This is a genomic window from Serratia silvae (genome assembly GCF_023282985.1).
Classification (GTDB): domain Bacteria; phylum Pseudomonadota; class Gammaproteobacteria; order Enterobacterales; family Enterobacteriaceae; genus Chania; species Chania silvae.
Map to the genome: position 1 here is coordinate 1 of NZ_JAGQDC010000006.1, position 12,786 is coordinate 12,786.

12 protein-coding genes are annotated in these 12,786 nt (G+C 54.7%); 6 read left to right on the forward strand and 6 right to left on the reverse strand.

All coding sequences use genetic code 11. The annotated features are described in order from the left end of the window. Positions 1-100: 100 nt before the first annotated feature. From accC to acuI, 6 genes are all read right to left on the reverse strand, one after another. The gene (gene accC / locus KAJ71_RS09325) at positions 101-1,450 is read right to left on the reverse strand and encodes an acetyl-CoA carboxylase biotin carboxylase subunit (RefSeq protein WP_021180772.1); all 1,350 of its coding nucleotides are present in this window, start codon (positions 1,448-1,450) and stop codon (positions 101-103) included. A gap of 11 nt (positions 1,451-1,461) precedes the next feature. After that, positions 1,462-1,926, reverse strand: coding sequence for an acetyl-CoA carboxylase biotin carboxyl carrier protein (gene accB, locus KAJ71_RS09330; protein ID WP_248945469.1), 465 nt, complete (start codon positions 1,924-1,926; stop codon positions 1,462-1,464). Positions 1,927-1,958: 32 nt separating this feature from the next. Further along, a complete protein-coding gene (gene aroQ / locus KAJ71_RS09335) occupies positions 1,959-2,411 on the reverse strand; it encodes a type II 3-dehydroquinate dehydratase (protein ID WP_248945470.1) in 453 nt (150 codons plus the stop codon). Between the two features lie 276 nt (positions 2,412-2,687). Further along, positions 2,688-3,296: a protein-methionine-sulfoxide reductase heme-binding subunit MsrQ gene (gene msrQ, locus KAJ71_RS09340; RefSeq protein WP_024527968.1), complete on the reverse strand. Its 609-nt coding sequence runs from the start codon at positions 3,294-3,296 to the stop codon at positions 2,688-2,690. Next, positions 3,297-4,298 carry a protein-methionine-sulfoxide reductase catalytic subunit MsrP gene (msrP, locus tag KAJ71_RS09345; protein ID WP_248945471.1) on the reverse strand — a complete coding sequence of 334 codons (1,002 nt, stop codon included), beginning with the start codon at positions 4,296-4,298 and terminating at the stop codon, positions 3,297-3,299. A 161-nt stretch (positions 4,299-4,459) separates the two neighbouring features. Continuing rightward, the gene (gene acuI / locus KAJ71_RS09350; RefSeq protein ID WP_248945472.1) at positions 4,460-5,437 is read right to left on the reverse strand and encodes an acrylyl-CoA reductase (NADPH); all 978 of its coding nucleotides are present in this window, start codon (positions 5,435-5,437) and stop codon (positions 4,460-4,462) included. A gap of 296 nt (positions 5,438-5,733) precedes the next feature. On the opposite strand from acuI, the gene csrD reads away from it, so the two are divergent. From csrD to rng, 6 genes are all read left to right on the forward strand, one after another. Next, positions 5,734-7,665, forward strand: coding sequence for an RNase E specificity factor CsrD (gene csrD, locus KAJ71_RS09355; protein ID WP_248945473.1), 1,932 nt, complete (start codon positions 5,734-5,736; stop codon positions 7,663-7,665). A 321-nt stretch (positions 7,666-7,986) separates the two neighbouring features. Next, positions 7,987-9,030, forward strand: a complete 1,044-nt coding sequence (gene mreB, locus KAJ71_RS09360; RefSeq protein WP_021180765.1) for a rod shape-determining protein MreB — start codon at positions 7,987-7,989, stop codon at positions 9,028-9,030. A 96-nt stretch (positions 9,031-9,126) separates the two neighbouring features. Next, entirely contained in the window at positions 9,127-10,116 is a 990-nt protein-coding gene (mreC, locus tag KAJ71_RS09365) for a rod shape-determining protein MreC (RefSeq protein WP_248945474.1), read from the forward strand. After that, positions 10,113-10,601, forward strand: coding sequence for a rod shape-determining protein MreD (mreD, locus tag KAJ71_RS09370; protein ID WP_024483772.1), 489 nt, complete (start codon positions 10,113-10,115; stop codon positions 10,599-10,601). Before mreC ends, mreD begins: the two co-directional genes overlap by 4 nt. 10 nt (positions 10,602-10,611) lie before the next feature. Beyond that, complete coding sequence (locus KAJ71_RS09375; RefSeq protein WP_248945475.1) at positions 10,612-11,196, forward strand: Maf family protein; 585 nt, start codon at positions 10,612-10,614, stop codon at positions 11,194-11,196. Between the two features lie 85 nt (positions 11,197-11,281). Further along, positions 11,282-12,751, forward strand: a complete 1,470-nt coding sequence (gene rng, locus KAJ71_RS09380; protein ID WP_248945476.1) for a ribonuclease G — start codon at positions 11,282-11,284, stop codon at positions 12,749-12,751. Positions 12,752-12,786: the final 35 nt, after the last annotated feature.

The window sequence follows — 12,786 nt, forward strand, 5'->3', positions numbered from 1 at the left end:
ACCCTACGGGTTCGAGCTTAGTACGCCCCTCCGGGGCGCCAAAGCAATGCCGCCTTCTATGAAGGCGGATTTTTACTAACCCAATATCGTTAACCGATGATCAGGTTTCCTGCAGACCCAGCTTCTTCTCCAGATAGTGGATATTGGTACCACCATGCTGGAAGTTTTCGTCGGTCATGATCTTCTGCTGCAGTTCAACGTTGGTTTTGATGCCATCAATGATCAGTTCAGCCAGAGCGTTCTTCATGCGGGCAATCGCCACATCACGGTTTTCACCGTAGGTGATCAGCTTGCCAATCATGGAATCATAGTACGGCGGTACGGTATAGCCAGCGTAGATATGAGACTCCCAACGCACGCCGAAACCACCAGGAGCGTGGAAGCGGGTGATCTTGCCAGGGCTTGGCAGGAAGGTGTTCGGGTCTTCGGCGTTGATACGGCATTCCACCGCATGACCTTGCACCTTCACTTCGTCCTGTTTGATCGACAGCGGCTGACCGGCAGCGATACGCAGCTGCTCTTTGATCAGGTCCACGCCGGTGATCATTTCGGTTACCGGGTGTTCCACCTGGATACGGGTGTTCATTTCAATGAAATAGAACTCGCCGTTCTCATACAGGAACTCAAAGGTACCTGCACCTCGGTAGCCGATTTCCACACAGGCTTTTGAACAGCGTTCGCCGATGTAGCGGCGCAGCTCTGGGGTGATCCCTGGTGCTGGTGCCTCTTCGACCACTTTCTGGTGGCGGCGCTGCATGGAGCAGTCACGCTCAGCCAGATAGATGGCGTTGCCCTGGCCGTCTGCTAACACCTGAATTTCGATGTGGCGTGGGTTTTCCAGGTACTTCTCCATATACACCATGTCGTTGTTGAAAGCCGCTTTGGCTTCCGCTTTGGTCATGGAGATGGATTGTTCGAGGTCTTTGTCGCCGCGTACAACGCGCATGCCGCGACCGCCGCCGCCGCCGGACGCCTTGATGATCACCGGATAACCGATGCGCTTGGCGAAGGCACGGTTTTTGTCCATGTCATCGGTCAGCGGGCCGTCGGAGCCTGGTACGCAAGGTACGCCGGCTTTTTTCATCGCGCTGATGGCAGAAACCTTGTCGCCCATCAGGCGAATGGTTTCGGCGCGTGGGCCGATGAAGATAAAGCCAGAGCGCTCGACCTGCTCGGCAAAGTCGGCATTCTCAGACAGGAAGCCATAGCCCGGGTGGATCGCCACGGCGCCGGTAATTTCGGCGGCGGAGATAATGGCCGGGATGTTCAAATAGCTTTTCACCGACGGTGCAGGGCCGATACAAACGGTCTCATCCGCCAGCAGAACGTGTTTCAGATCGCGGTCGGCACTTGAGTGAACGGCAACGGTTTTGATGCCAAGTTCTTTACAAGCGCGCAGGATACGTAGCGCGATCTCGCCACGGTTGGCGATAACAATTTTATCTAGCATGGTGCGCCTCGTTATTCGATGACGACCAGTGGCTCGTCAAATTCAACCGGTTGGCCGTTTTCTACCATGATCGCTTTAACCACACCGGATTTGTCCGCTTCAATCTGGTTCATCATTTTCATGGCTTCAACAATGCACAGAGTATCACCGGCGTTCACTTTCTGGCCCACTTCCACGAAGGCTTTCGCGTCTGGGCTTGGGGTGCGGTAGAAGGTCCCTACCATTGGTGAACGAACGATATGGCCACTCATGGCCGCTGGTGCTGCTGGGGTTTCTGCGGCAGCAGGGGCAACGGCGTTGGCCAGAGCAGGTTGCTGCTGCTGGGCTGGCATTGCGTACTGTTGCATCATTGGGTAAGCCTGCACCGGTGCGGCACGGCTGATGCGAACCGACTCTTCGCCTTCAGAGATTTCCAGTTCAGAAATGCCTGATTCTTCAACCAGTTCGATCAGTTTCTTGATTTTACGAATATCCATGAGTGTGATTCCGTACTCTTTTTGTGTAGCAATTAGTGGGTTTTTGACAAACGGCGAACCGCTGCCTGTAAAGCAAATGTGTAGCCATCCGCGCCGAGGCCACAGATCACGCCTACCGCGATATCAGACAGGTAGGAGTGATGACGGAAAGGCTCACGAGCGTACACGTTGGACAGGTGGATCTCGATAAACGGGATCTGTACTGCCAATAGTGCATCGCGCAACGCCACGCTGGTGTGCGTGAACGCGGCAGCGTTAATCAGGATAAAATCCGTATTGCCGCGTGCCTGATGAATGCGATCGATGAGCGCATGCTCGGCGTTGGACTGCAGATGGCTCAGGGTGATATCTAGCGCGAGCGCCTGGTTTTCCAATCCGTTAACAATCTCTTCCAGCGTAGCGCTGCCGTACTTCTCCGGCTCACGCGTCCCCAGCAGATTCAGATTGGGGCCGTTCAGAAGCAAAATGTGAAACTTATCCGCCATTGTGCTGGTATCTCCGGCAATAAAACCATCATCGTAGAAAATAACCCGATGTCAGCGATTTGTCACCTGTTACGCGCAGATTTTGCTGCCGCGACAGGTTCAAGGTCGGGCATTATAACGATATCGTGGCAATTCGCAGCTAAATACTGGTCTTATCAGCGAAGATATTCAACCCTAAATCGGCAAACACCAAGTGCCGCTATTGGATTATGAGGGGTAGAACACAGAAAAGTTCCGTGCCCCGCCAGGGGATTTTTACCGTCAATCTTGCCGGTTTTAGCGCGGTTTACGCCACCACGAGCGGAATTTCTTGTAACGCAGAGCTAACAACAGCAGCGCCAGTGACGCGTAAATAAAAGGCTGCGGTGACAACGTTTTTACCGACCAAAGGTAGTGGATCGGTGCCAGGATCGCCACCAGATAGACGAAGTTATGCAGCTTCTGCCAGTTGGCCCCCAATTTACGCTGTGCCCATAGCGTTGAGGTGGCCGCCAGAGCCAGCAAGATCAACCAGCAGAGGATACCTAGCGTCAGATAGGGGCGAGTTACCAGCTCGCGCCCCAGCAGGCCTATGTTGCTCAGCCCCAGTTCCAGCGTCGAGTAGCTTACCAGATGCAGGGTTCCCCAAGCAAAACACCACAAACCCAGCAGGCGTCGGCAACGGATCAGCAATGGCTGGCGCGCGTAGCGGGCCAATGGAGTGACGAGCAGGGTGGCCAGCAGCAATTTCAACGTCATCCTGCCGGTAAAATGCTGGATATCCTTGGCCGGATCGGCACTGAACCAGCCCTGATCGACGGACAACACCAGCCACAGAAAGGGCAGGAATGCCGCCAGGTAGATGGCTACTTTTAGCCAGGTGATCTGCTTGGGGGTTAAGCGCACTCAGAAGTTCTCCCGTAAATCGAGGCCGCGATACAGCGAAGCTACCTGCTCGGCATAACCGTTGAACAGCAGCGTCGGCTGACGTTTCACATCCAAAATGCCACCTGAACCGATGAAACGTTCGGTAGCCTGCGACCAGCGCGGATGATCGACATGGGGGTTCACGTTGGCGTAAAAACCATATTCGTTGGGAGCAGACAGATTCCAGGTGGTTGGCGGTTGTTCGCGGGTCAGGGTGATCTGCACGATGGACTTGATGCCTTTGAAGCCATACTTCCATGGGGTGATCAGGCGTACCGGAGCACCGTTTTGCGGTGGCAGCATCTTGCCATACACGCCCACGGTTAACAGAGCCAGTGGATGCATGGCTTCATCAAGGCGCAAACCTTCGACATAGGGATACTTGAGGCCACCGCCGATAAAGCGATCTTTCTGGCCAGGCATCTGTTCTGGATCGTACAGCGTTTGGAAAGCCACGTAGCGCGCGTTGCTGTTGGGTTCGGCCAGCTTAAGCAGTTTGCCCAGCTCAAAGCCGATCCACGGCACCACCATCGACCAGGCTTCGACGCAGCGCATGCGATAAATGCGTTGCTCCAGCGGGAAACGCTTGAGTAAATCGTCGATATCCAGCGTCATTGGCTTGCCGACTTCGCCGTCGATTTTCACCTTCCAGTCCGCTGTTTTCAGGGAGCCGGCGTTGGCGGCGGGATCGGCCTTATCCAGACCAAACTCGTAGAAATTATTGTAACCCGAGACTTTCTCTTCTGGCGTCAGTGGCAGATTGGCTTGCCAGATTTCGGGTTTGCTGAAATCCAGCGCTTTGCCCGGAGGAGCCGCAGGCCGATCGTTACCTTTGAACCATGACAGCAAGCCGGCCTGTGCCTGGATGGGCAAAGCCAGCGAGGTTGCCGTGATCCCTAGCGCTTGGAGTACCTTGCGCCGTTGATAGAACACGCTTTCCGGTGTGACATCGGCTTCGGTCAGTTTTTGCTGTTGTTTCATTTTTTTCTCCGCAAGTGATGGTGTAAGCATGGCGTGAAAGCCAACTTTCTGCGAGAGGGTGGATGCAAATAGAGGTAAATGAGAGGTGATTTCTTGTGAGGAATAAGCAGGCACCGCATGCAGCGCCTGCGCCCCTACATGTTATGAATGGAGTTGAATCATTAACGGATCTTCACCAGGGTGCGGCCAGTGATCTGATTGTTCATCAGCGCGGTGGCTGCAGCGGGCGCGTCTTCCAACGGAATTTCCTGCGTGGCTTGCTCATAGAAGCTTTCTGGCAGGATCCCGGCCAGACGTTCCCAAGCGGTTTGACGACGATGCAGTGGCGTTAGCACCGAATCAACGCCTTGCAGACGCACGTTACGCAAAATAAACGGCATCACGGTAGTCGGTAACTGGTAGCCTCCCGCCAAGCCGCAGGCGGCGACGGTGCCGTTGTAATTCATCTGTGCCAGCACGCGAGCCAGTAATTTGTCGCCGACGGTGTCGATGGCGCCGGCCCACAGCTGTTTCTCCAGCGGGCGCGGTGTTTCAATATACTCGCTACGGGGCAGCACAGTTTTGGCTCCCAGGGATTGTAGATAGTCGGTATTGCTGTCGCGCCCGCTGATGGCGGTGACGCTATAGCCCAGAGCGGACAGCAGGGCGACCGCTGTGCTCCCCACGCCGCCGCTGGCTCCGGTGACCAGAACGTCGCCGTCCTCCGGTTTCACTCCGCCTTCTTCCAGTGCCATCACGCATAGCATGGCAGTAAAACCGGCGGTGCCTAGGATCATCGCTTTGCGTTCACATAGCCCTTTTGGCAGCGGTACCAGCCATTCACCGCTAACGCGGGCCTGCTCGCCCAACCCGCCCCAGTGATTTTCACCAACGCCCCAGCCAGTGAGCACTACGCTTTGGCCTGGTTTAAAACGCGGATCTTTGCTGCTGTGTACCTGTCCGGCAAAATCGATACCAGGAACCATTGGGAAGTGACGAATGATCTTGCCCGTGCCGGTGATCGCCAGAGCATCCTTATAGTTGAGGCTGGACCAGTTGACGTCGACCGTCACGTCACCTTCTGGAAGCCGATCATTGTCAATATCCTTGACTTGTGCCAGGGTTTTATCGCCAACTTGTTCCAACAATAATACACGCATGTCATTGTTCCCCGCTTTTTTCATATATTATATGAATGTATGGTTCAGTATTGTCTGACTATATGCATAATAAAAAAGCCTGTCCTGATAAAGGACAAAAAAATAGTGCTTAATGGTTTTCTTCGCCGGCCAGGCTTGATAGCTTTGTAAAGCTAACCTGATGCTTGGCAAAGAAATTGAAGTCGCTTCATGATTTTTAATATCAGGGTATTGCGTTGTTTTTATTCGAGCAGGAACGGGGCCTTGTCACATCAAAAGGTGACTCTTCATTTTATCATCGCGCAGAAGGCACAGGGATGAGATTTACAACCAAACTCTCTGCTCTAATCACCCTGCTCGTCGCATTGGCTATGTTTTTGATGCTGATGGGGTGTTCATACAGTTTCTTTTACGTGACCCAGGAGCGCCTCGAGCGCCGTTTTGAAGCCTTGGCAACCTCCATCGATCAGGCAATGCTGTTCCAACCTCTGCAGGCTCAGGATAACTGGTTGCCCTTGGTGATGCGGCCGCTAGGCATCGTTGCGATTCATGTAGATACCGAAACCAGCAACCTTTTCTCCTACAGCCTGCCGAGCATCAAAGCCCCTTGGGCATCGTTGGCCGGCTACCGGCAAACCTCGCTAACCATGATGCATCACCCCGGCACTCGGGTTAATGTCACCTACCTCGATCCGTTCGCCAGCGACGTGCGCTCATTGCAGTCCACGGCGGCGGTAACGCTGTCGATAGTCATCATGGTGGTGATCCTGCTGCTCAGCTTACGCTGGCTGCGCGAACAGGCGGTAGGTGAAGATCGCCTGGAGCGCCGAGCGCGGCGCATTCTCAACGGCGAGCGTGAACAGGTGCTGAAGGGTGACGTTCGCGAATGGCCCGCTAGCGTCAGCGGTGCGTTGGATCGCCTGCTGGCCGATCTGGCCGAAGCGCGTGAGGAGCGCAGCCGGGTGGATACCTTGATCCGTGCTTTTGCCGCTCAGGATGCGAAAACTGGCCTCAATAACCGCCTGTTCTTTGATAACCAGCTCACTACTCAGCTGGAAGATGTCGGGTCACACGGTATCGTCATGATGGTGCGCCTGCCGGATTTCGATACCCTGCGTGAAATTCACGGCAATGCGGCGGTGCAGGAGCTGATGTATTCGTTGGTCAACCTGCTGTCCACCTTTGTCATGCGTTACCCAGCCGCCTTACTGGCCCGTTATTTCCACAGTGACTTTACCGTTCTGTTGCCACACCGCACGCTGAAAGAAGCGGACGGCATCGCGGCGCAGTTGGTCAACGCGATCGACTCTTTACCCTCAACGGCGCTGATCGACCGTGAGGCGTTCTTGCATATCGGTATTGTTGCCTACCGCAGCGGGCAGACCACGGAAGAGATCATCGATTACGCCGAACAGGCGACCCGTCATGCCGTGCTGCAAGGTGAAAACGGCTGGTACGTCTATGATAGCGATGTGCCAGAGAAAGGGCGCGGCAGCGTTAAATGGCGTACGCTGCTTGAACAGGTGCTGGCACGTGGCGGCCCTCGTTTATATCAAAAACCGGCGGTGACGGTGGATGGAGATGTGCATCACCGTGAAATCATGAGCCGGATTTATGATGGCGCACAGGAACTGTTGCCTGCCGAGTATATGCCGCTGGTCAATCAGCTTGGTTTAGCTGAAAGCTATGACCGCCAGCAGATGAATCGGATTATTCCTTTATTGGCGCTGTGGCCGGAAGAGACTCTGGCGTTTCCGCTATGCGTTGATTCATTATTGCAGCGCAGTTTCCAGCGTTGGCTGCGCGATACCCTGTTACAGTGTGAAAAAAGTCACCGTCGACGAATTCTGATTGAACTTGCAGAGGCAGATGTGTGTCAACATATCGACCGTTTGCGTCCGGTGTTGCGATTGCTGACCGGAGTGGGCTGTCGTCTGGCGGTTTCTCAGGCCGGATTGACGGTGGTGAGTACCTCTTATATCAAGTCGTTACCGGTGGAGATCGTCAAGCTTCACCCAGGATTGGTGCGGAGTATTGACCGTCGGGATGAGAATCAGCTGTTTGTTCAGAGCCTGACCGGTGCCTGTGAGGGCACTCAAGCGAAGGTTTTTGCCGCCAGCGTGCGTACGCGCAACGAATGGCAGACGCTGAAAGAGCGCGGGATCCTCGGTGGGCAGGGGGACTTTTTCGCCTCGCCAGAGCCGATCGACATAGCTCGCAAAAAATATTCGCGTCGATATCGTGTTTAATCTGATGACCGGGCAAAAATTAACGTAGAATGGCCCGTCTTTTCCTGTGGGCGTCAGTAGGTGCTTACCACCGGTGACAATCAGGAAAAATGTTAGATTTTATGAGCTGTGTTACGCCGTTGGCATGTTGATTTGGTGGCTAGCTGAGCCTTTGTTGAGGGATATCAGGCCCCCATTCGCCTTCCGTGCATTCGGTCACAAATAACGCAGACTATTTTTCACCGAAGTAGGACGTTTTTGCGCCTTGTCGCTGCTTCGTGTGGTTGGTAAAGTAGGCGGATTTTATTTTCCGCCCCCAGCTTGCAGGATTATCCTTTCGTTATGTTTAAGAAATTTCGTGGCATGTTTTCTAATGACTTGTCCATCGACTTGGGTACCGCCAATACCCTGATTTATGTTAAAGGGCAAGGCATTGTACTAAATGAACCGTCGGTGGTTGCCATTCGCCAGGATCGTGCCGGTTCACCCAAGAGCGTTGCGGCCGTCGGTCATGACGCCAAGCAGATGCTGGGGCGTACGCCTGGCAATATCGCAGCTATTCGCCCGATGAAAGACGGCGTGATCGCCGACTTCTTTGTCACCGAAAAAATGCTGCAGCATTTCATCAAGCAGGTTCACAGCAACAGCTTTATGCGCCCAAGCCCGCGCGTATTGGTTTGCGTACCTGTTGGTGCCACCCAGGTTGAACGCCGTGCGATCCGTGAGTCCGCTCAGGGTGCAGGCGCGCGTGAAGTCTTCCTGATTGAAGAGCCTATGGCTGCGGCGATCGGTGCGGGTCTGCCAGTATCGGAAGCCACCGGCTCCATGGTGGTTGATATCGGTGGTGGTACCACTGAAGTGGCAGTGATCTCGCTTAACGGCGTGGTGTACTCTTCTTCCGTGCGTATCGGCGGCGACCGCTTTGACGAAGCCATCATTAATTACGTGCGCCGTAACTACGGTTCACTGATCGGTGAAGCTACCGCAGAACGTATCAAGCACGGTATCGGCTCGGCCTATCCGGATGACGAAGTACGTGAAATTGAAGTGCGTGGCCGTAACCTGGCTGAAGGTGTGCCGCGTGGGTTCACTATGAACTCCAATGAAATTCTCGAAGCTTTGCAGGAACCTCTGACCGGCATCGTCAGCGCGGTCATGGTTGCGCTGGAACAGTGCCCGCCGGAACTGGCTTCCGACATCTCCGAACGCGGTATGGTGCTGACCGGTGGTGGCGCATTGCTGCGTAACCTGGATCGCCTGCTGATGGAAGAGACCGGTATTCCGGTGGTGGTGGCAGAAGATCCTCTCACCTGCGTGGCTCGCGGTGGTGGCAAGGCGTTGGAAATGATCGACATGCATGGCGGCGATTTGTTCAGCGAAGAATAGTGAGCAGCCCCAGAATGGAGGGATCGTAGCGGATGACGGCATTTATCGGGCATCTGGTGCGTTCCCCTTTCTGTTGTCGAGGAACGTGCATAATTTATGAAGCCGATTTTTAGCAGGGGGCCTTCCCTGCAACTACGACTTTTCCTGGCAGTGATCGTGGCGATTGCGCTGATCGTTGCCGACAGCCGGCTCGGTACGTTCGTTAAAATACGAAACTACATGGATACCGCCGTCAGCCCTTTTTACTTCTTGGCTAATGGGCCGCGTAAAGTTTTGGACAGCGTATCGGAAACGCTGGCTACCCGCCAACAGCTAGAGCTGGAAAACCGTGCTCTGCGGCAGGAACTGTTACTCAAAAACAGCGATATTCTTCTTCTTGGCCAATTCAAACAGGAAAATGCCCGTTTGCGTGAGCTGCTAGGCTCGCCGTTGCGCCAGGACGAACATAAAATGGTCACCCAGGTGATCTCCACCGGTTCTGACCCTTATAGCGATCAGGTAGTGATTGATAAAGGCTCGGACAACGGGGTGTATGAAGGGCAGCCGGTTATCAGTGATAAAGGCGTGGTCGGGCAGGTGGTGGCGGTGGCTAAAATGACCAGCCGCGTCCTGCTGATCTGTGATGCTTCCCATGCGTTGCCAATCCAGGTCTTGCGCAATGATATCCGGGTGATTGCCGCAGGCAGTGGCTGCACCGATGACCTACAGTTGGAACACCTGCCGGGCAATACCGATATCCGCGTCGGGGATGTGCTGGTCACCTCTGGTTTGGGCGGGCGGTTCCCGGAAGGTTATCCGGTGGCTGTGGTGTCTTCGGTAAAGGTGGATAACCAACGAGCTTATACCGTGATCCAGGCGCGGCCAACCGCTGGCCTGCAACGCCTGCGCTATCTGTTGTTATTGTGGGGCGCCGATCGCAACGGCACCATGCCGCTGCCGCCAGAGGAAGTTCACCGCGTAGCCAATGAACGCCTGATGCAGATGATGCCGCAGGTATTGCCACCGGCCGATGCCATGGGCCCACCGGCTCCGCTACCAGCACCCGCTACTGGTACCGTTCAGCCTCCGGCGGGGGCAATCCGATGAATCGCTATCGCAGCAACGGGCGCTGGATTATCTGGCTGTCATTCTTGGTGGCATTAGTGCTGCAAATCATGCCGTGGCCGGAGCAGATCTACATGTTCCGGCCATCCTGGCTGCTGCTGATCCTCACTTATTGGGTAATGGCGTTGCCACATCGGGTTAACGTCGGCACCGGGTTTATCCTCGGGCTGATCATGGATCTGATCCTGGGTTCCACGCTCGGTGTACGTGCGCTGGCCATGGGCATTATTGCTTATCTCGTCGCGTTCAAATTCCAATTATTCCGCAATATGGCATTGTGGCAGCAAGCGCTAATCGTCGTGCTGCTGTCATTGGCTATGGACGTGGTGGTGTTCTGGGCTGAGTTTTTAGTGATCAACGTCTCTTTCCGCCCCGAGGTGTTCTGGAGTAGTGTGGTCAACGGCGTACTTTGGCCGTGGTTATTCCTGCTGATGCGCAAGATCCGCCGTCAGTTTGCCGTACAATGAGGTTATAACGATGTTTTCGCTCTATCTTGCTTCTGGTTCTCCCCGTCGTCATGAACTGCTGACTTTGCTCGGCGTACCGTTCGAAGTCATTTTGACGCATACTGAAGAGCAGCGGCAGGAAGGGGAAGCGGCGGAAAATTACGTTCGCCGTCTGGCGCAGGATAAGGCCAGGGCGGGTGTATCCCTGGCGCAACATGGTTGGCCCGTGCTGGGTGCAGATACTATCGTGGTGTTGAACGGCCAGGTGTTGGAAAAACCGCGGGATGAAGAGCATGCGGCACAGATGCTGACAGCTTTGTCCGGGAAACAGCATCAGGTGATGACCGCCGTGGCGATCGCCGATAAACAGGGCGTTTTATGCCAGCTGGTGGTCACCGACGTGACGTTCCGCAATCTGTCACCACAGGATATCTGCGACTATATCGCCACGGGCGAACCGATGGATAAAGCGGGTGCTTACGGAATTCAAGGCAAGGGTGGTTGTTTCGTCAGAACGATAACCGGCAGTTATCACGCGGTGATGGGATTGCCGTTGGTCGAAACACATGAGCTGCTCAGTCATTTTGTCGCATTACGAGAGGTAAGAACCGATTGATGTCACCACTAGATTTCCCGTCGCCGCCATAGCGTGAGCGCAGGAAAGATAAGGGGCAGGCGCTAACCGGCTCTGAGGAGAAAGCATGACAGCTGAGCTACTGGTAAATATTACGCCGTCGGAAACGCGGGTTGCCTATATTGATGGCGGCATTCTGCAAGAGATCCATATTGAGCGCGAAGCCAAACGTGGCATCGTGGGCAATATCTACAAAGGGCGTGTTAGCCGCGTGTTACCCGGCATGCAGGCGGCCTTTGTCGATATTGGCCTGGATAAAGCGGCCTTTCTGCACGCCTCCGATATCATGCCGCACACCGAGTGTGTTGCCGGTGATGAACAAAAGAATTTCTCCGTGCGTGATATCGCCGAACTGGTGCGCCAGGGGCAGGATCTGATGGTTCAGGTGGTGAAAGACCCGCTTGGCACCAAGGGGGCACGCCTCACTACCGATATCACTCTACCTTCGCGTTACCTGGTCTTTATGCCGGGCGCTGCGCATGTGGGGGTTTCCCAACGTATTGAAAGCGAAGCCGAACGCGAGCGTCTTAAGCGTGCGGTGGCGGGATATTGCGACGATCTGGGCGGCTTTATCATCCGCACCGCGGCGGAAGGGATCGGCGAAGAAGAGCTGGCGCAGGATGCGGCCTTCCTCAAGCGCTTGTGGACCAAGGTCATGGAGCGCAAAAAGCGTAACCAGACCAAGTACAAACTGTATGGCGAACTGGCCTTGGCGCACCGTATCCTGCGTGATTTTGCCGGGGCGGCGCTGGATCGTATCCGCGTCGATTCACGCCTGACGCACGACCAACTGGTGGAATTTACCGGCGAGTACATCCCGGATATCACCAATAAGCTGGAGCTGTATACCGGCAGCCAGCCGATCTTCGATCTGTACGACGTTGAGAACGAGATCCAGCGAGCGCTCGAGCGCAAGGTCGAGTTGAAGTCCGGCGGTTATCTGATTATCGATCAAACCGAAGCCATGACCACCGTGGATATCAACACCGGTGCCTTTGTCGGCCACCGCAATCTTGATGAAACCATCTTCAATACCAACATCGAAGCGACGCAGGCCATTGCCCGCCAGCTGCGGTTGCGCAATCTGGGTGGCATCATCATCATTGATTTCATCGATATGAACAATGATGAACACCGCCGCCGGGTATTGCACTCGTTGGAGCTGGCGCTGAGTAAAGATCGGGTAAAAACCACGATCAACGGTTTCTCTCAGCTAGGATTAGTGGAGATGACGCGTAAACGCACGCGTGAAAGTATTGAGCATGTGCTGTGTAACGACTGCCCGACCTGCCAGGGCCGTGGCACGGTGAAAACGGTGGAAACCGTCTGCTATGAGATTATGCGTGAGGTCGTGCGCGTGCATCATGCTTACGATTCAGATCGTTTCCTGGTCTATGCCTCTGCGGCTGTAGGTGAGGCGCTGAAAAGTGAAGAGTCACACGCGCTGGCGGAAGTGGAAATCTTCGTTGGCAAACAGGTTAAGGTGCAGATCGAACCGTTATACAGCCAGGAACAGTTTGACGTTGTGATGATGTAATCCGGGGCACAAGCGTTAGGTTATATATTTGGTCA